The sequence below is a fragment of the Heyndrickxia acidicola genome, assembly GCF_001636425.1.
Lineage (GTDB): Bacteria > Bacillota > Bacilli > Bacillales > Bacillaceae_C > Bacillus_AE > Bacillus_AE acidicola.
Window position 1 is genome coordinate 2,553,326 of the sequence record NZ_KV440953.1, and the last position, 17,819, is coordinate 2,571,144.

Below are 17,819 nucleotides of genomic sequence, written 5' to 3' on the forward strand. Positions count from 1 at the left end.
AATTGGCAGCGAATACGAACTTCTTAGACATAAAAAGAGAAAATTTCAAGGAAGCTCCTCCCGCGGAACGTGTACAGAATTGGCTGGAGTATCAAAAACTTCTGCCTGCCTTCAAACTGCAGCAGCAGGCTTCCAGGTGCATGGATTGCGGCACTCCCTTCTGCCAGATGGGCACTGTCCTGCAGTCCGGCACAAGCGGATGCCCTCTTTATAACCTGATACCCGAGTGGAACCAGCTTGTAAATGAAGGCAAATGGCACGAAGCCTATCTCAGGCTTGCCAAAACCAACAATTTCCCTGAGTTTACATCAAGGGCCTGCCCTGCTCCTTGCGAAGGCTCCTGTACTGCCGGCCTGGCGAGCGATCCAGTGACCATTAAAAGTATTGAGAAAGCCATTATTGATAAGGCTTTTCAAGAAGGATGGGTCACTCCCAGACAGCCAAAGCTGAAAACAGGCAAAAAAATTGCTGTCATCGGGTCCGGACCTGCCGGTTTAACAGCAGCAGATGATTTAAATCAGGCAGGTCATTCTGTCACTATCTATGAGAAAGCAGACCGGTTTGGCGGGCTGCTTATGTATGGCATCCCCAATATGAAGCTTGATAAAAACTCAGTTGAGCGCCGCATAGAGCTTTTAAAAGCGGAAGGAATCCAATTTATAGGCAGCACTGAAATTGGCAAGGACATTTCGCTTGAAGAATTACAGACTGCTTACGATGCTGTTCTTTTATGTATTGGAGCAGAAAAACCCCGCGAGTTAAGCATAGAAGGCAGCCATTTAAAAGGAATATATGCGGCTATGGATTATTTAACTTTAAGCACAAAGCATTATTTAAACAAGTCCGAAGAAGAGCCGGCTATCAGCGCCAAAGGAAAGCGAGTGGTGGTAATAGGCGGCGGGGACACTGGTGCAGATTGCGTGGCAACGGCGATTAGACAAGGCTGTAAAAGCGTTGCACAGTTTGGTAAATACGGCCAGCTTTCCACCACCAGGGAAGCACATAACCCTTGGCCCGAAAACCCCCAGGTCTTTACGCTTGATTATGCTTACGAAGAAGCAAAGGACGTCTTGGGAGAAGATCCCCGCCAGTATTTTATTCAAACAAAAGCCTTTATCGGAAACGAAAATGGCGAAGTTGCCGCTCTGGAAACAATTCCGTTTAATCGATTTGATACGTCCGATGCTGCAAGCCGTATTTGGGAAGCTGAACTTGTTCTTATTGCTATTGGCTTTGAAGGGACTGTATCAGAAAACCTTTCGGCTATCGAAACGCGATCCAATCGAATTAAAACAGCTGACAACAGTTATCAGACAAACGTAGAGGGTGTTTTCGCTGCAGGTGATGCACGCAGAGGGCAAAGTTTAATCGTATGGGCCATGCAGGAAGGGAAAAAAGCAGCACAGGAAATGGAAGAGTTCCTTTTTAACAAGACTGTTCTCGCATAGATTGTTATGTTAAATAATACGAAAAGAGCCTTTAACAAAGTGACATTTTAAAAAGGTTATATGTTTGTGAGCCGGGTTAAAAGCTCGTTTCGTACTTTTTTTATATAATACTGATAGAATAACTTCGTTAAACCAGCTGGCCAATAGGAGCTGGAGCCAGACTATTAAAATTCTCTGTTAAAACTGAACAAAAAGAGGCCTTAAAAAAAGCCTTTAATAAAGAATTTCATTCTTATCCAAAAGTCAGATTTACTAAAAAAGCTTGGCCAAACCAAGCTTTTTTAAATCTTTTATGACGGCATTTCCAATTGAAGTGCTTGATAGGCTCTCCACATCTTTTGATGAGAGACTGGAAAGGCATACTCTGTTAATTCATCCGGTGTAACAAGCTTCACGGTATCCGTTTCTTCCACGTCCCCCTGCAATGTACCCGCAAAAACTTCAATATTCCAGGTTAAGTGCGAAAATACATGATCAATACTTGTGAAAGAGCCTGTTTCAATCTTTGTATCTGCTTTATATTCATCTGATAAATAGCCTTTTAAAGTTGTTCGCGGCGAAATAATCGTGTTTTTTTCCACATTGGGGAATTCCCACAGATTCGCTAAAAGGCCGTTTTGGGGACGCTTATGAATTAAAATTTTCCCCTCATCATTTTTTAGCACCCCTGCTATCAAATCCACATGTCTGGTTGATTTCTTTCTCGTTTTTACAGGCAGCTCTCCAGTCGTTCCTTCCTCAAACGCATGACAATGTTCGCGCACCGGGCACAGCAGACAGGATGGTGATGTTGGCGTACAAATTAATGCCCCCAGCTCCATTAATGCCTGATTGAAATGAGAAGGATTTTCATGTGAAATAAGAGCACGTACTGCTTCTTCAAAGACCTTTCTCACAGAAGGCTTGGCTATATCCTCCCAAATGGATAATATCCTCGACAGCACCCTCATTACATTTCCATCTACTGCAGGCTCTGCTTTGCTATAAGCAATGCTTAAAATGGCTCCTGCGGTATAAGGACCTACCCCTTTAAGCCTGGAGATCTCGGCTGGTGAATCAGGAACCATCCCTCCATAAAGTTCGCGGACTTCTTTCACTGCTGAATGGAGATTTCTGACACGTGAATAGTAGCCAAGACCCTCCCATGCCTTCAAAACGCTTTCCTCATCCGCAAGGGCAAGGTCATCAATTGTAGGGAACTTTTCCATAAATCGTTCAAAATAAGGAATCACTGTATCAACTCTTGTTTGCTGAAGCATAATTTCAGATACCCACACCTTATAGGCATCTTTGTCCTTTCTCCATGGTAAGTCCCGCTGTTCCCTGCTGAACCATCCAATTAAATCGTTTTGAAAGGCTGTTATATTAAAATCCTGTAAATGGTTTAACGGTGTATTGGACACAAACATTCCTCCATATGTTAGAAGGCCTGTTTTTTTGGGAATAATATTTAGTATCCTTGAAATTGAACATTTTAAAGAACCTATATGTCCTTTTATTTACAAGGATATGTTTTAAATTGATTCATCCCTTTTCTAAACAGGCTGAATATAAAAATTAAGTGGATACGAAACTTTATTAATGTTAAAATCAAGGCGATTCCAGCCAGATAACAGAAATAAAAAAGTGTCGCGTTTATCACCTTATTACCATAACATGTTTTTAGTCGAAAACAAGATAAATGCACTATTATACAAGGATTGTCATTCTCCTTAACAGGGAATCATTTAATAACCAGCATTCTTACAGTGAATAAATAATTTAGAATGGTCCTTTTCGCTTTATATAAGGCTGCTATTGCATTGCTGCTTTACATACAAAGAATAATTAGTATGTTGTCTGTGTTCGCGGCATTTTGACTCAAATAACAACAAAGTTTACAAAAAGAGCCTTACCTGAAATTGAAAATTCTTAAATAAGGATTAAATAGGGATGCTAAATAAGGGAGGAAACTACCTTGGATACAGGAACCCATTTGGTTATGGGATTTGCATTAGGCGGCCTGGCAACGTTAGATCCTGTTATTGCTGACAGTACGGTGAATTTCCATGCTGTTCTCGCTGCAACTGTCATTGGTTCGCAAATTCCAGATATTGATACCGTCTTAAAATTTAAAAACAATGCAGTTTATATAAGAAATCATCGAGGGGTCACTCACTCCGTACCTGCAGTGCTTTTATGGCCAATCTTAATCTCAATCTTTATTCATTTGATTGTGCCGGAAGCAAACTTTGCCCATCTATGGATGTGGTCTTTTATCGCAGTATTTTTACATGTCTTTGTTGATATTTTTAATGCTTATGGAACACAGGCTCTCCGCCCTTTTTCCTCCAGGTGGGTGGCATTGGGTGTAATTAATACCTTTGACCCTTACATCTTCAGCATCCATGTTGTAGGACTGTTTTTGTGGATTGAGGGCGCAAATCCCGGAATTACCTTCTTGGTCATGTACTTCATTATTTTCTTATATTATCTGTCCCGTTTTTATTTTCAATCAAAAATACGGCTGTCAGTACTGGAGATTATTCCTGAGGCAGAAACCATAATCATTGCACCGACGATGCGATATTCCCACTGGAGAATTGCAGTTACGTCAAAAGATACTTTTTACGTTGGAAGGGGCTATAAAGAATCTGTTACGATTTTGGATACCTTTAAGCGAAAGCCCGTTCCGAACACCCCTATTTTTCAAGCAGCAAAAAAAGACAAAAATATTTCAGCTTTTTTATCCTTCTCCCCTGTTTACCGATGGGAAGTAAATGAACGGAAGGATGGGTATGAAGTACGATTTATTGATTTGCGCTATCGAAGCAACGGCCATTACCCATTTGTCGCTGTAGTCAATTTGAATGAGGATTTAACTATAACCGGCTCTTACACAGGCTGGATCTATAATTCCGATAAGCTGAAGAAAAAACTTGACGTTGCACCGCGTTAATTCTGCCAAATCGTCCAAAAACTGTACGGGTAGAATTTCGCCCTAAATGCAAATACTATTTTTACGCGGAAAGGTGTCAATGCAACCGCCTTTTCGCGATATGGATAAACTTTTAGGAGGTTTCTTCATGAGGAACAAAGCTAAGGGCTTTCCATATGGGAACGATAACAAGTTTGAAGGCGAGCCGCGTGCAAAAGCAGAGTATGCATCCAAACGGGCAGATGGTTCCATCAATACCCATCCTCAGGAACGCATGAGAGCATCCAGCCAGCGTGATCAAGATTCGGCAGATCTTTTTTAAGTATTTTCCGAAGAACTTACACACTTGATGGAAAGGGGCTTTTGCAATGGGCAGAGAGCAAAACACTCACTTAAACAGAAGTGCCAGTCCTTTTAACAGGGGATGGTACAGGCCAAAGCACGGGTATTCACAGGCAAATGGCCAAACAACCCAGACACAAAACTTGATTATCCTCAAGCGTCAAACACGAAAACAAGCGTAAAAGGGTTAGAAAAGGAATCGGACATTTCTCCGGTTCCTTTTTCTATTTTTCTGTACAAACTCAAATAATCGAATTATTCTTAATTTAAATACTCCATAGAATTTTTAGACATTATCAAAAAGTGTTTGATCATAGGAAATGATTTTACAAAGAGGAGGATTCGAAATCTAATGCCCTTGAACGAGGAGTATCAGGGGATACATACACAGATAAATAAAAAACCAAAGGAGCGTAATAGTATGGAATTTCCTGAATTTCATTTAAACAGAATCCTTTTAAAGGAGATTACTCTGAAGGACTCAAAAGCCTACTTCAATATAATGAAACTGGATGCTGTAACTCAGTTTTATGGAATGGAAAGTTTAAAAACAGAAGAAGAAGCTGCTGCACTCATTCAATCGCTCGCTGAATTATACGAAGCAAATCGGGCCATACGCTTTGGTATCTTTTTAAAAGAAACGAATGAATTTATAGGTACTGCTGGATTGAATAATCTGCAATTGAAAAATAAAAGGGCAGAAATCGGCTATGAACTCCATCCTGATTATTGGAGAAAAGGATATACATCAGAAGCAGTAAAAGCCATTTTGCAATACGCTTTTTCGGATTTAGATTTATATCGGATTGGCGCTGTGACCTTTCCGGAAAACAATGCTTCACAATCTCTTCTCATCCGCCTTGGTTTTCAACAGGAAGGACTTTTAAGGGGATACCTTTATCAGCATAATCGTTCAAATGATGCCCTCATCTTTTCACTTTTACAGCCAGAGTGGAAAAAAATAATCAAATGGAACCAAGATAAGTGGAGTTGTAAAAATCATGCCATTCGGTCTCTGTTTTCCTCGAATACGCTAATCAGTAAACAACACAAAGCAGAATAGAGGATTCCCCCCTCCATGCTTTGTGTTGTTAAACAATCTTTACCAAGTTTTTATCTAATAAAAAGGCTTAATGGACACTGTTGTTTTTTAGCTCATTCGTATGAAACGGCCGTTTCACACGAATGAGCTAAAAAACGAGCAGTTATCAACACTAAAATTTAACACAATTAATAAAAAATAATTTTCACACTGTCAGCAATGACTGCCTTTTATTTCTGGCTTATCTGGTTATGTTAATTTTATAAGCATCGATATCGGCAAAGCTTCCTGGTTTTGTCCGCCGGTCATTCTGTAGCCCCAGGCAAAAACACCATCGATATAATCAATTTTAAAGTATGCTCCTGGGTCCCCTTTTATCCGATACACTTCATCAGCATGAAAATCATCCGGATTAAGCAGGTATGATTTTGCCATAATAATTTTTCTTTCAAGCACTGCATACTCATTCACAATGCCCAGTTGTTCCGCCTTGCGGGCTTTTTCAGTTAAACCTGCAATTTCTCGTGTTAATTCATATTCCGACATTTCACTATATCTTTTTTCTCTTTCCATTTTGACACCACCTTGTCCTCTTCTAGTATAATGAACTCTGCGGTAATAGAAAAGCGGAAAGCGCCCGATTACCGGCGACCAGCATAAGACAGCCTGGCTGGAAGGTTCGGTCTTTAACCTTCTGGCCAGGCTGGCTTATGACCTAGAGCCGGTGGCGCTTGGAGCTGGACAGAGAAAAGTGGAAGATGCCGTTTAGCGGCGGACAGACTGGGCGAGTTTGAAAAATCACGGAAAATTAAAACAGTAAAAACGACTTAACTAAAGGAGTTTAACACGATGAAGACAGCAATTGTAACAGGCGCAGGAACAGGTCTGGGAGCTGAACTGGCAAAGCTTTATGCAAAGGAAGGCTTCTTTGTCTATCTTATAGGGAGAACGAAGTCAAGCCTCGACACTGTATGTGAGGAAATAAAAACAGAAAATACAGGCTCTGCAGCAGCTGTTTCTCTTGATATCAGAGATATGACAGCGATTGAAAATTTTGTAAAGTCGATTCCTCAGGACCATGATGTTACCCTTCTTATTAATAACGCAGGAGCAGGCCGCTTTGGCCCTTTTCTGGAATCAAAGGAAGAGGATTTAACACTCTTGTTTGAAACCAACACTTTCGGAACCATTTACATGACGAAAGCAATTCTCCCTATTATGCAGAAGAATAACAAAGGAACCATACTTAATATTATCTCTACAGCTGGACTGCGAGGGAAAAAAAATGAATCCCTTTACGCGGCGAGTAAATTTGCTGTAAGAGGCTTTACAGAAAGCCTGAAAAAAGAACTAGAAGAAACAGATTTACGGATAATCCCTGCTTATATGGGCGGAATGGACACTCCTTTTTGGGATACAAATGATCACATCTCAGACAAAAGCCGTCTTCGTTCACCATCAGAAGTTGCCCAATTAATATATGAGCAAAGTCAAGTGACGGATGAAATAGTCATTGAATCGAAAAAATGAGAGGATGTCTACTGCTGAATGAGAATAAGACAATCTGGTCAGGGAAAAACAGACGTAAGGGGAAGTAAAATTTGATATGGAAGCTGCGAAGTGTATAAATGGGATGTCCGGTAGCCTTTTAGCCTCGATATTGGATGCCTTACCAGAGCCTTTGCATGATCAGCAATGGCTCTGGGGATTTAATCTACCTCCCGGTCATCCACCTGAGCATTTTCTTCAATAAAACGTTCGATCAATTCAATAGGGAAGCCTTTGCGATAAAGAGCTTGTTTCATTTTCTGTGCATACTCAAAGCCCTCGAACTTTTGAAATCGGCGATGAGCCTTTCTCCCCTGTTCCATTATAGCCTCCCATTGTTCATCCTCTCCTTTTTCATATGCTGCCTCTTCAAGGACAATGTTTATGGTATGATGCATAAAGCCCTTGCGTACAAGCACCTGTTCCATTTTTTGCTGAACCATTTTTTCAGCAAGCTTTCGATTTTGCTTTATCGTTTTTACTGCAAGAGCCATTGCATTCTCTACTTGCAGTTCGTTTGAATATTCTTCTAGTGCAAGCTCAATTTCATGCACATTTATCCCTTTTGCCTGCAGTTCCTGTTTAAGGATAACCGGTCCCTTTTTAGCGGTATTCATTTGAGTACGGACATATGCTTTTGCAAATTCCAAGTCATTTAAATAGTTTCGTTTGAATAACTTGTGAATAACCTCTTGAATAATGGCTTCATCCAGTTCACTTTTCTTTAAGTAATCCCGCACTTCCTTCTCTGACCTCATACGAAAGGAAAGAAATTGAATAGCACTGTTTACCCCTTTGCGGATATCATCCTGGTATTCAATTTCTGTTAAATCCAGGGCACTTAATTCTTTCCCTTTTGACAATTGAAATCTTGCCAGTACATCGGCATCCACACTAAATGCATACTTTTCATCGATAAAAAGATTAAAACGTTCTGTATTAGTTTTCTGAGCAGAAATTTTGGTTATGATCGGCATTTCACCTTCCCCCTTCATTCTCTATTTTAACATGAATGGTTCTTATTAATGCTTCCTTTAGCTTCATTAACAGCCAGGTTGTAAAAATAATGTTTCCACATAGATTGTTGCTTTACGTACAAAGTGGAATTCCATATATTATCTGTCTTCGTGGCATCTTGTCGCAACTAGTCACGAGCTATTACTGAACCTGGATTTTCAATCATTTTTCAGTGTGTCATATATCAACAAAGGTTACGAAAAGATCCTTTATAAAAAGAAGCTCTATTTTAGGCTTTTTTAAAGTATTTTTCACTTTCCATAGGAAATACTAGAAGATGAATCTGTGCTGAAAGGATGATAGAAATGCCAAAAGACAAAAGAGTAAAAAGTAAAAGCAACTTAACTGCTATGCAATCCGTTACATATTCCCATGAGTTTAAAAAAGCTGACCGTGCAGGCGGGTACGCTGACGATTATCGCAAATAATTACCTGTTTGAAAATTCCCTTTCAAGAGTACTCTATTAGTGCGGACCGATTACAGGTTATCGCACTATACTTGAAAGGGGTTTTTCCTTTGGCAAAAGATAAACGAAGCCTTCCTCAAGTACCCAAGAACTTAAAGTCGGACGGACGGGATGTAGAATACTCCCAGGAGCTGGCCGATCACGATGACCTCGAAGCCCAGGCTCGCTCTGAAGCCGCAGATAAACGCGCTAAAAAAAGAAAACAATAGTGTCTGTATGAATCTTTTGGAACAGTGTACTAAAAACGGTATAAAGAGTCGCCCCTGAATTCTGTTTTCAGGGGCGTTTCTTTTTTAAAATGCCTCTGTTATTAAAGAACACTGTTAATTGTAAACCTATGTTGATTGGAAGAGTGAATACACGAGACTGCTGCTTAGAAAAGCGTATTAGAGGAGACCCCGCAGAATAATGCGACCAGGAAGCTCGTGGAAAGCGAATTCCTTCAGTAGAAATCAACCCAGCAGAATGAACAGATCATAGAAAATAAGAAATTTACCAATGTAGTCTCTTTCTAGCTTCAGCATCATTTCCTACTGCTATATCAACCAATTTCCCTATAATTAGGACATGGGACTTTTAAAATCAAGATAAATTTCTATGGTAGAAATTGATAATTTGCGACAAAAACTTGTAAATTTCATTAGTTTTTGTTTATAAAGGTGCGTTTTGAAATGGTGGATAAGTCGCACGTTTCACTTGTTAATACTGTGTATAACTAATCAAAACCAAGGGATTTAACCACCAAAACTGTTGATAACTATGTGGATACTGTTATTAACATCAATTTAGAAAAGTCTATTTGTTCAAATTTTTAAAAATTGGTCGTTTTATTTGTGGATAAGTATTTGTCGAAAGCAAATGAAATATTTATTTGAATCTTCGTCTTTTTCCTTTCATTCGCCAATTATTTTAAACTTATTTTTCGGACTATTTGCCTACTTGAAACTTATTCCACTTTTTAAAAAATTTAATTATAATAAAAGGGCAGTCTATATTAGGGAGCTAGTATTATGAACATTGGCACTAGAATACACTTTTACCGTCTTAAAAAACGAATGACTGAAGCCGAGCTGGCAGAAGGCATTACGACCGTCGCATACCTCAAATCAATAGAAAAAAATGAGCAGACCCCACCTATTGAATTAATGAGCGGTCTTTGCGATAAGCTCGAGATTCCCTTTATGACAAATGTAAATGAAACTTTAATAGAACTGTTAGAGAGATGGAGGCGATATTTGGTCCTTAATCATAAAGAAAAGGCAGATGAATTGCATCAGTCTATTCTCAAATCCATTTCTGACCAGGATGAATTCAAACTTATCTTAACGTACCATACCTACTTAATTCGTTACCATCTCATTCATTCCAATCTGGAAGAGGCCCTTGAACTAATCGAGCAATTAAAGCCTTTTCAATTTGACTTGCCTGATGAATTGAAATTTGCCTTTCATAAATGCTGCGGAAATTATTTTTATTATCACCAAAAGTATACAAAAGCAGTTCAAGCCTTTAGCCATGCTAAAAAGTATTTAATTTCAATTCGAAGCCATTTAAAAGAAGAGCAGGCTGATCTTTACTATATGTATGGTCTGGTACTATCGAGGATGAGAAAGAATACGCTGACCATCTATTATATTGAAGAGGCGCTCTCCTTATTTCAAGGGACCTACCAATTCAAACGCTGCACCGATTGCCACCTCTTACTGGGCTTGGCTTATAGAAGAGTTCAGGATTATTTTGAATCTGCAAAACATTATAACTGGGCCAGGGAGCTGGCTGAATCTACTGGATATATGTCTATTCTTCCTAAAATTGATAACAACCTGGGCATCCTTAAGTCACAAGAAGGAAACTCCAGCCAGGCCATTTCTTTCTTTCTAAGAAGCCTTGAGCATCCATCTGATCCTAAGCGTCCTAAAAGACAGGATACCTTGAATACTATTCTTAATATCATTAAAGAATACTACATTATTGGCTGTTTTGAACAAGTAAACAAGTGGCTGGATGAAGGTTTCCGGCATGTGCTGGACCATGAGGACTATAAACAGCAAATGATTGAACTGAAATTTTACAAGTATATTGCCGACGGTTTTCCTTCTGGTTTTGATGTTTTTGTGTTGGAAGAAGCAATTCCGTATTTTAAAGAAATAAAGAAATATCATCTCCTAATCCTCTATTCAAAAACACTGGGGGATTATTATAATAATCGGGAATTGTATAAAGAGGCGGCTGCATCCTTTGCACTTGCAAATTCAGCATATGAAAAAATACTTGCACTTTAGGAGGCTGGGACATTGAAAGGTAAAAAAGCAGTTGTTAACTTCCATGCCCTAGGGAAAAAAGAGACATACCAACTTGGATGGGAAGAGCAGTATCCACCAATTAACGGTGAAGGAATCAATTTTTGAAAGAAAATGATGATAAAAAAGGATCCTTGCATTTTAAAAGCAAGGATCCTTTTTATTGCTTTAAAGCACAAAAGGGGTCAGACCCCTTTAGTACTTTAATCCGCAAAACTCCTCAATCTTGACTATTGCGATAAAGACAGTTTCACCCTTATTTCACTTCAAGTCCTTTCGATGCCTGAATCAATGCCTGAATGGCTTCGAGATCATTCTTTTGAAACAACTCAATGATTCTGCTTCCTACCACAACTCCATCACTGGCATCTCCAAGCTCCCTGACCTGTTCTGGTGTGGATACTCCAAATCCAGCGAGAACTGGGACTTTCGAGTACTGCTTAAGCTTTTTCAAGTAGAGTGCAATTCCTTCACGAATGGACGTTCTGGCCCCAGTAATTCCAGTCACAGTTACTGCGTATAAAAACCCTTCCGTTTGTTTAGCCAGTTTTTCTAAGCGTTCATCCGGGCTGGTAATAGCAGCTAATCGGATAAGGGAGATACCATATTTATCCAGTTCATCTGCAATAATTTCCTCCTCTTCATACGGCAGGTCTGGAATAATTAAACCATCCACCCCTGCTTCTACACATTCCTGCGCAAATATCTCCGCTCCATACACATAAATAGGATTAAAATAACTCATCATGACAATAGGAATGCTTCTAGTGGATTTACTAGCCGTAAGCTCTGCCAGTATGCCCTTCAGGGTTGTTCCTGCTTCAAGTGCACGAATTCCAGCAGCCTGGATCGTAGGGCCGTCCGCAACAGGGTCGGAAAAAGGAACCCCCACTTCCACCACTGTCGCTCCGCTTTCCTCTAAAAACGTAAGCCTTTCTCCCAATATCTCAAGGCCTCCGTCCCCTGCCATAATGTAAGGGACAAATGCTTTTTCATCACGGTCCAACACTGCTTGAAATGCTCGATCAATTCGGTTTTTTCCCATTTTCAATTCCCTCCCAATAAGCCTTTTACCGTTTCGACATCCTTGTCACCGCGTCCTGATAGACAAATGACAATCGTTTCATCCTCGTTCATTTCTTTCGCCAGTTTCTGTGCATACGCAATGGCATGAGAGCTTTCTAGAGCAGGGATAATCCCTTCGGTTTGTGCCAGCAATTTAAATCCATCCAGTGCCTCAGTATCTGTAATTGATGTATAGTGGACACGTCCAATTTCCTTTAAATGGCTGTGTTCAGGACCAACGCCCGGATAATCCAATCCTGCAGAAACAGAGTGCGCCTCCTGAATTTGACCGTGGTTATCCTGCAGCAAATACGTCATAGTCCCATGAAGGACACCAAGCTTTCCGTCCGTCAGCACAGCTGCATGTTTTCCGCTCTCAATGCCGGATCCTCCAGCTTCAACGCCATAAAGCTTAACCGTTTCATCTTTTATAAAAGGATAAAACATCCCCATTGAGTTGCTTCCGCCTCCAATGCAGGCAATGACTGCATCCGGGAGTTCTCCTGTTTGGTCAAGCATCTGCCTGCGTGTCTCTTCTCCAATGACACTCTGGAAATCACGGACAATCTGCGGGAATGGGTGAGGTCCTACGACCGAACCTAAAATATAATGTGTATCTTCCACATGTGTTACCCAGTAGCGGAGTGCTTCATTTACTGCATCCTTTAATGTTCCGCTTCCCTGCTCCACGCTGCGGACTTCTGCCCCTAATAGCTCCATACGGAAAACGTTCAGCTTTTGCCTTCTAATATCCTCAGCCCCCATAAAGACCACACATTCCAGGCCGAGAAGTGCACAAACAGTTGCAGTTGCTACGCCGTGCTGGCCAGCTCCCGTTTCTGCCACTACCTTTTTCTTTCCCATCCTAAGTGTTAAAAGCGCCTGCCCGATGGTATTGTTGATTTTATGAGCACCAGTATGGTTCAAATCCTCCCTCTTAAGATAGATTTTTGGGCCGCCAAAGTGCTTTGAGAGGTTTTCCGCATAATAAAGCGGTGTTTCACGGCCGATGTATTGAGTGAGATAATAGTTTAATTCCTTTTTAAACGCTGGATCAGCCATCGCTTCTGTATAAGCTTTTTCTAATTCTAAAACAGCTGGCATTAAAGTTTCAGGTACATATCGGCCTCCAAAAGCGCCATAATGCCCTTTAGCATCCGGTTGTGAATAAGTAGAAGCAGTTGTTGTCATTTTCCTTCACTCTCCTTTAAAAGTTGAAAAGATTGCTTTGCATTTTTTATAAACGCTTTAATTTTCTCCAAGTCCTTCTCTCCGTTTGTTTCGACTCCGCTAGAAACATCTACTGCACCAGGCTTTACTGTAAGAATGGCATCAGCTACATTCTCGACTGTTAGCCCTCCGGCTAACATTATTTTTTCTTTTGGTATAGACAGCTGCTCTGTCAGACTCCATTCAAATGCGGTTCCATTTCCTCCTCGGTACTTGCCGACCGGGCTGTCCAGCAGATAATATGTTGGGGAAAATGCCTCTATTTTTTTAAGATCTTTGTCCTCACTCATTTCAAAGGACTTTATTGTGAGAAGCGATATTTTTTCTTGAAACTCCTTTGTTTCATCTCCGTGCAGCTGGATTACATCCAACCCCGCTGTACCGGCAATTTCTTCGATAACTGAAGGAGACTCATTTACAAACACACCAACCTTTTTCACATGAGCTGGAATGACCCTTCCAATTTCGGCAGCCTGTTCAGGTGATAGACGGCGTTTGCTCTCTGCAAAAACAAACCCGATAAAATCTGCTCCTGCCTCTGCTGCCGCCATTGCTGCTTCTTTGCTTTTAATTCCGCAAATTTTTACTAGCATACTTTAACGACTCCCTTTAATAGGCACTAGGTAAAGAATACGGTACCTTTAAGTCTTCAATTGTTTTTTTTATATCTCCTGAACGCATAAGCGTCTCTCCTACCAGCAATCCTTTGGCCCCGCTGTCTCTTACTTTCTCTGCATCCTTCCTGGTTTGAATTCCGCTTTCACTGATCAGCAAAATGGAAGGATCCTCTACTAGATCTGCAAGACATTCAGTCGTTTCAAGGCTGACTTGAAATGTTTTTAAATCACGGTTATTGATGCCAATAATATTTGCCCCTATTTCCCGTGCAACGATTAGTTCCATTTCGTTATGGACCTCCACCAATACCTCCAAATCCCTACTTCTTGCATAATCATATAAACTTTTCAGCTGTTCTTTCGGCAAAGCAGCTACAATGAGTAATATAATGTTTGCTCCATAAGCTTTGGCGCGGTCAATCTGTACTCGGTCAATTACAAAGTCTTTACATAAAATAGGAAGGCTGACGGCCTGCCGTACAGCATATAAATCATCCATTGTTCCTTTGAAAAAGGCCTGGTCGGTTAACACGGAAATTGCACCCGCTCCATTCTCCTCATAAAGCTTTGCCTGTTCAACCGGGTCTACGCCTGCATTAATGTCACCCTTTGAAGGGGATGCGCGTTTGATTTCTGAAATAATGGACATTGTTTTTGATTGTTGGAATGTCTCATAAAAAGAAGGGATTTTCTTTTTCGGAAGTGCCTCCGGATAATTTTCACCCTGTTCTTTTAACAAGGCTACCTCCTTTTCTTTTTCCTTTAAAATCGTATCCAATATGGTCATTTTATATCACCTCATGTGCAAGTTTTGAACTGTAGTTTACTAAATATTGAAGCTTGCTTTCAGCTGCTCCGGAATCAATACTCTCTCTTGCCATGTTAATTCCCTCTTGGATGGTTTTTGCAGCGCCGTTGGCGAATATGGCGAGGCCTGCATTTAAAAGGACCGTATCCCGATAGGCACCCTTCTTTCCTTGAAGGACACCGAGCAGGATTGCTGCATTTTCCTTTGCCCCACCGCCAATAATCTCTTTATGCTCATAAACAGGAAGGCCGACATCTTCAGGGGTTATCACTAATGGAGTGGTCTTCCCCTTTTCCAGGAGTACTAAATGATTCTCACCGGATAGTGAGGCTTCGTCCATGAAACCTGCTCCATTTACAATAAGTGCGCGTTTCCTCCCCATTTTCTGAAGCACCTTGGCCATCATGTCCAGCATACTTCTGTCATAAATTCCAACAAGCTGTGTATCCAGTTCCAGGGGATTTGTCAGCGGACCGATTAAGTTAAACACAGTAGGCACTTTAAGATCCTTTCTGATTTTCATAATTCGTTTTAAAGCCGGATGAACATAAGGAGCAAACAGGAAGGCAATTCCATTGTCATTCAACAGCTCCTCAACAGCATCAGGCGGAAAAGACAATGAAATACCTAAATGCTCCAGCACATCGGCACTTCCTGTGCGGCTTGAGACACTCCGGTTTCCATGTTTGGCTACTTTAATACCTGCTCCCGCTATAACAAATGCAGAAGTAGTGCTGATATTAAAGCTTTGCGAACGGTCGCCGCCTGTTCCGCAGTTATCCATTACACTCATGCCTGTGTGCCGGATTGGAACGGATTTTTCACGGATTGCCTCGACCAGTCCTGCTATTTCATCCGGTGTTTCTCCTTTTAGCTTCAGCGCCGCAAGAAAAGCTCCCATTTCACTATCCGTTGTTTCTTCTGAAAAAAGATTCCGTGATGCTGACACCATTTCATCAAAAGGCAAATTCTCCCGGTACAGCAGCTTTTCAAGAAATTGTTGCATGTTGGGCCTCCTTTCGAATTTCCTTTAAAAAGTTTTGAATAATCATCTTGCCGCCCTTTGTCCCTATTGATTCCGGATGAAATTGGACGCCGTAAAGCGGGAAGCCATAATGTTTGATAGCCATTACTTCCCCATCATCCATGGAGCGTGCCAGCACCTTAAAAGAGGGAGGAATGGTTTCTTTTTTTACCACGAGAGAATGGTAACGCATGACCTCAAGAGGCTGCTGCATATAGTCAAAAATTCCTGTTCCCACATGTGTGATCATGGAGGTTTTTCCGTGCTTGATTTCACGCGCCTGCTCTATTTCAGCTCCAAATGCTGCACCGAGGGCCTGATGTCCCAGACAAACCCCAAGGATGGGAACCTTTTGATAAAAAGATTGGATGACCTCAATCGTTATACCGGCATCCTCCGGCTTTCCTGGTCCAGGAGAAACGATTATGGCTTCAGGTTTCAATTTGTCAAGCTCTTCAACTGTCATCTCATCATTCCGGACAACCCTTACTTGTTCACCGGTCTCCGCGATATATTGATACAAATTATAGGTAAAGGAATCATAGTTATCTAACAGTAAGATCATTGATGTGCACCTCCAAAAGGGATTTTGCTTTATTCAAGGTTTCGGCATATTCAAGCTCAGGCACTGAATCATACACGATACCTGCTCCTGCCTGAACATAGGCATAGCCGTCTTTTACAACGAGTGAGCGGATAGCCAAGGCAAAGTCGACATCCCCATTTACATTGATGTATCCTATGGCACCCGCGTAAGCATTCCGCTTTACTGTCTCCAGATCATTTATGATTTGCATGGCCCTGATTTTCGGGGCACCCGATACGGTCCCGGCAGGCAGGCAGGAAATTAAAGCATTCAGCCCGGTATACTCCTCATGCAATGTTCCCTGTACTTCGGAAACAATATGCATGACGTGCTGGTAGCGCTCGATTTCCATATACTTAGAAACCTCAATGGATCCAGGCTCACATACCCTGCCAAGATCATTCCGGCTCAAGTCCACCAGCATTTTATGTTCCGCCAGCTCCTTCTCATCCTCCAGCAGCTCCTTAGCCAGCTTTTGATCCTCTTCCATTGTTACTCCTCTCGCTCTTGTACCAGCAATAGGGTTCGTGATAACTGTCCTGCCTTTTGTTTTAATCAGGCTCTCAGGAGAAGCTCCCAGCAGAACATGGTCCTCATAATCCATATAAAACATGTAAGGGGATGGATTTGCCTTTCGAAGTTTTCGATAAAAATGAAACGGATCCGTATTCATTTCACTTTTCAGCCTTTGAGATAAAACGATTTGAAAAATGTCTCCCTGCTCAATATGCTTTTTAGCTGTTTCTACCATGTTTACAAAGTCTTTTTTTTCAATGGCGGGTTTAAAAGCCATTATGGAATTCTCAAGATCTTCTTCATCCTTTTTATTTGTGTAAATCATTTCTTTCAATGCTGAAAGTCTTGTTTCAAGCTCACTCTCAGATCCATTCAGTGCAATAAGATAGATGGTTAAATGTTCATGGTCAAAAACAATGACATCCTGGTATAGCGAAACATGAAAGTCAGGAATACCTAGTTCATCATGCGGGGTACGGCCGATATTTTCGTACTGCCGAATGACATCATATCCAAGATACCCAATGAATCCTCCATAAAACGGAAACGGGAGATCCAGCTCCTGATGAGGAAGATGTGCCTGTATCACTTCATGAGGCAGACCCTTTGCTATCTGGATGCTGCCATCTGTATGATCAAGAATCGTAATGCCATTCATGTCTCCTTTAATTTCCTTGATTGGATTCAAGGAAATAAAGGAATATCTTCCGTTTTCCTGATGTTTTAATGAGCTTTCCAAAAGACATTTTTTTCTGCCTCTCAGCCGGTTAAAAACCGTTATGGGGGTAAGAGTGTCTCCATTTAGCTTCAAAATTTTATATTGTGTATGCTGTGTCTGTGTCATTTTTCCTTCTCCTTTTATCAGGATTTTTGCTGCTGTAGTAATCCAGAA

Annotated in this window: 19 protein-coding genes; 9 read left to right on the forward strand and 10 right to left on the reverse strand. The window is 41.0% G+C overall.

Annotated elements, in window-relative coordinates; all coding sequences use genetic code 11:
• Window positions 1-2 precede the first annotated feature (2 nt).
• Entirely contained in the window at window positions 3-1,448 is a 1,446-nt protein-coding gene (locus A5N88_RS12000; RefSeq protein ID WP_066266290.1) for a glutamate synthase subunit beta, read from the forward strand.
• Between the two features lie 290 nt (window positions 1,449-1,738).
• On the opposite strand, the gene mutY is transcribed toward A5N88_RS12000, so the two are convergent.
• Complete coding sequence (gene mutY / locus A5N88_RS12005) at window positions 1,739-2,851, reverse strand: A/G-specific adenine glycosylase (RefSeq protein WP_066266292.1); 1,113 nt, start codon at window positions 2,849-2,851, stop codon at window positions 1,739-1,741.
• Window positions 2,852-3,405: 554 nt separating this feature from the next.
• Here mutY and A5N88_RS12010 point away from each other — a divergent pair.
• The 4 genes from A5N88_RS12010 (at window position 3,406) to A5N88_RS12020 (ending at window position 5,770) form a co-directional block, all read left to right on the forward strand.
• On the forward strand, window positions 3,406-4,386 hold the full coding sequence (locus A5N88_RS12010) for a metal-dependent hydrolase (protein WP_066266294.1): 981 nt from the start codon (window positions 3,406-3,408) through the stop codon (window positions 4,384-4,386).
• Window positions 4,387-4,513: 127 nt separating this feature from the next.
• On the forward strand, window positions 4,514-4,687 hold the full coding sequence (locus A5N88_RS12015) for a small, acid-soluble spore protein K (RefSeq protein WP_066266299.1): 174 nt from the start codon (window positions 4,514-4,516) through the stop codon (window positions 4,685-4,687).
• A gap of 46 nt (window positions 4,688-4,733) precedes the next feature.
• Window positions 4,734-4,889 carry a YpzG family protein gene (locus A5N88_RS24365; RefSeq protein WP_083953131.1) on the forward strand — a complete coding sequence of 52 codons (156 nt, stop codon included), beginning with the start codon at window positions 4,734-4,736 and terminating at the stop codon, window positions 4,887-4,889.
• Window positions 4,890-5,128: 239 nt separating this feature from the next.
• Window positions 5,129-5,770 carry a GNAT family N-acetyltransferase gene (locus A5N88_RS12020; RefSeq protein WP_083953301.1) on the forward strand — a complete coding sequence of 214 codons (642 nt, stop codon included), beginning with the start codon at window positions 5,129-5,131 and terminating at the stop codon, window positions 5,768-5,770.
• A 228-nt stretch (window positions 5,771-5,998) separates the two neighbouring features.
• Here the strand turns inward: A5N88_RS12020 and A5N88_RS12025 are convergent, their stop codons facing one another.
• Window positions 5,999-6,322: a YfhH family protein gene (locus A5N88_RS12025; RefSeq protein ID WP_066266304.1), complete on the reverse strand. Its 324-nt coding sequence runs from the start codon at window positions 6,320-6,322 to the stop codon at window positions 5,999-6,001.
• 276 nt (window positions 6,323-6,598) lie between these two features.
• Here A5N88_RS12025 and A5N88_RS12030 point away from each other — a divergent pair, with 276 nt between their 5' ends.
• Entirely contained in the window at window positions 6,599-7,279 is a 681-nt protein-coding gene (locus A5N88_RS12030; protein WP_066266307.1) for an SDR family NAD(P)-dependent oxidoreductase, read from the forward strand.
• 179 nt (window positions 7,280-7,458) lie between these two features.
• Here A5N88_RS12030 and recX read toward each other — a convergent pair whose 3' ends face one another.
• Window positions 7,459-8,274, reverse strand: coding sequence for a recombination regulator RecX (gene recX, locus A5N88_RS12035; RefSeq protein ID WP_066266309.1), 816 nt, complete (start codon window positions 8,272-8,274; stop codon window positions 7,459-7,461).
• A 345-nt stretch (window positions 8,275-8,619) separates the two neighbouring features.
• On the opposite strand from recX, the gene A5N88_RS24370 reads away from it, so the two are divergent.
• The 3 genes from A5N88_RS24370 (at window position 8,620) to A5N88_RS12045 (ending at window position 11,063) form a co-directional block, all read left to right on the forward strand.
• Complete coding sequence (locus tag A5N88_RS24370) at window positions 8,620-8,742, forward strand: YfhE family protein (RefSeq protein ID WP_083953132.1); 123 nt, start codon at window positions 8,620-8,622, stop codon at window positions 8,740-8,742.
• An 89-nt stretch (window positions 8,743-8,831) separates the two neighbouring features.
• The gene (locus A5N88_RS12040; protein WP_232317573.1) at window positions 8,832-8,990 is read left to right on the forward strand and encodes a YfhD family protein; all 159 of its coding nucleotides are present in this window, start codon (window positions 8,832-8,834) and stop codon (window positions 8,988-8,990) included.
• Between the two features lie 801 nt (window positions 8,991-9,791).
• Window positions 9,792-11,063, forward strand: a complete 1,272-nt coding sequence (locus tag A5N88_RS12045) for a helix-turn-helix domain-containing protein (RefSeq protein ID WP_066266311.1) — start codon at window positions 9,792-9,794, stop codon at window positions 11,061-11,063.
• 274 nt (window positions 11,064-11,337) lie between these two features.
• On the opposite strand, the gene trpA is transcribed toward A5N88_RS12045, so the two are convergent.
• From trpA to trpE, 7 genes are read right to left on the reverse strand one after another with little or no spacing between them, the layout of a single operon-like run.
• Window positions 11,338-12,126, reverse strand: coding sequence for a tryptophan synthase subunit alpha (gene trpA, locus A5N88_RS12050; RefSeq protein ID WP_066266313.1), 789 nt, complete (start codon window positions 12,124-12,126; stop codon window positions 11,338-11,340).
• A 2-nt stretch (window positions 12,127-12,128) separates the two neighbouring features.
• Window positions 12,129-13,337: a tryptophan synthase subunit beta gene (gene trpB, locus A5N88_RS12055; RefSeq protein WP_066266317.1), complete on the reverse strand. Its 1,209-nt coding sequence runs from the start codon at window positions 13,335-13,337 to the stop codon at window positions 12,129-12,131.
• Window positions 13,334-13,969 (reverse strand): phosphoribosylanthranilate isomerase, encoded by a 636-nt coding sequence (locus A5N88_RS12060; protein WP_066266318.1) that lies wholly within the window; start codon window positions 13,967-13,969, stop codon window positions 13,334-13,336. Before A5N88_RS12060 ends, trpB begins: the two co-directional genes overlap by 4 nt.
• Window positions 13,970-13,985: 16 nt before the next feature.
• Entirely contained in the window at window positions 13,986-14,780 is a 795-nt protein-coding gene (trpC, locus tag A5N88_RS12065; protein WP_066266319.1) for an indole-3-glycerol phosphate synthase TrpC, read from the reverse strand.
• 1 nt (window position 14,781) lies between these two features.
• Entirely contained in the window at window positions 14,782-15,807 is a 1,026-nt protein-coding gene (gene trpD / locus A5N88_RS12070; protein ID WP_066266321.1) for an anthranilate phosphoribosyltransferase, read from the reverse strand.
• Complete coding sequence (locus A5N88_RS12075; RefSeq protein ID WP_066266323.1) at window positions 15,791-16,390, reverse strand: anthranilate synthase component II; 600 nt, start codon at window positions 16,388-16,390, stop codon at window positions 15,791-15,793. Before A5N88_RS12075 ends, trpD begins: the two co-directional genes overlap by 17 nt.
• Window positions 16,371-17,771, reverse strand: a complete 1,401-nt coding sequence (gene trpE / locus A5N88_RS12080; protein ID WP_066270477.1) for an anthranilate synthase component I — start codon at window positions 17,769-17,771, stop codon at window positions 16,371-16,373. Before trpE ends, A5N88_RS12075 begins: the two co-directional genes overlap by 20 nt.
• Window positions 17,772-17,819 lie beyond the last annotated feature (48 nt).

Bases quoted from the DNA above. Each gene is read 5' to 3' on its own strand.
- trpB (WP_066266317.1), bottom strand. From the start codon at position 13,337: ATGACAACAACTGCTTCTACTTATTCACAACCGGATGCTAAAGGGCAT.
- A5N88_RS12075 (WP_066266323.1), bottom strand. From the start codon at position 16,390: ATGATCTTACTGTTAGATAACTATGATTCCTTTACCTATAATTTGTAT.
- trpA (WP_066266313.1), bottom strand. From the start codon at position 12,126: ATGGGAAAAAACCGAATTGATCGAGCATTTCAAGCAGTGTTGGACCGT.
- A5N88_RS12015 (WP_066266299.1), top strand. From the start codon at position 4,514: ATGAGGAACAAAGCTAAGGGCTTTCCATATGGGAACGATAACAAGTTT.
- trpC (WP_066266319.1), bottom strand. From the start codon at position 14,780: ATGACCATATTGGATACGATTTTAAAGGAAAAAGAAAAGGAGGTAGCC.
- trpE (WP_066270477.1), bottom strand. From the start codon at position 17,771: ATGACACAGACACAGCATACACAATATAAAATTTTGAAGCTAAATGGA.
- A5N88_RS24370 (WP_083953132.1), top strand. From the start codon at position 8,620: ATGCCAAAAGACAAAAGAGTAAAAAGTAAAAGCAACTTAACTGCTATG.
- A5N88_RS12025 (WP_066266304.1), bottom strand. From the start codon at position 6,322: ATGGAAAGAGAAAAAAGATATAGTGAAATGTCGGAATATGAATTAACA.
- A5N88_RS24365 (WP_083953131.1), top strand. From the start codon at position 4,734: ATGGGCAGAGAGCAAAACACTCACTTAAACAGAAGTGCCAGTCCTTTT.
- recX (WP_066266309.1), bottom strand. From the start codon at position 8,274: ATGCCGATCATAACCAAAATTTCTGCTCAGAAAACTAATACAGAACGT.
- A5N88_RS12060 (WP_066266318.1), bottom strand. From the start codon at position 13,969: ATGCTAGTAAAAATTTGCGGAATTAAAAGCAAAGAAGCAGCAATGGCG.
- A5N88_RS12020 (WP_083953301.1), top strand. From the start codon at position 5,129: ATGGAATTTCCTGAATTTCATTTAAACAGAATCCTTTTAAAGGAGATT.
- A5N88_RS12030 (WP_066266307.1), top strand. From the start codon at position 6,599: ATGAAGACAGCAATTGTAACAGGCGCAGGAACAGGTCTGGGAGCTGAA.
- trpD (WP_066266321.1), bottom strand. From the start codon at position 15,807: ATGCAACAATTTCTTGAAAAGCTGCTGTACCGGGAGAATTTGCCTTTT.
- A5N88_RS12045 (WP_066266311.1), top strand. From the start codon at position 9,792: ATGAACATTGGCACTAGAATACACTTTTACCGTCTTAAAAAACGAATG.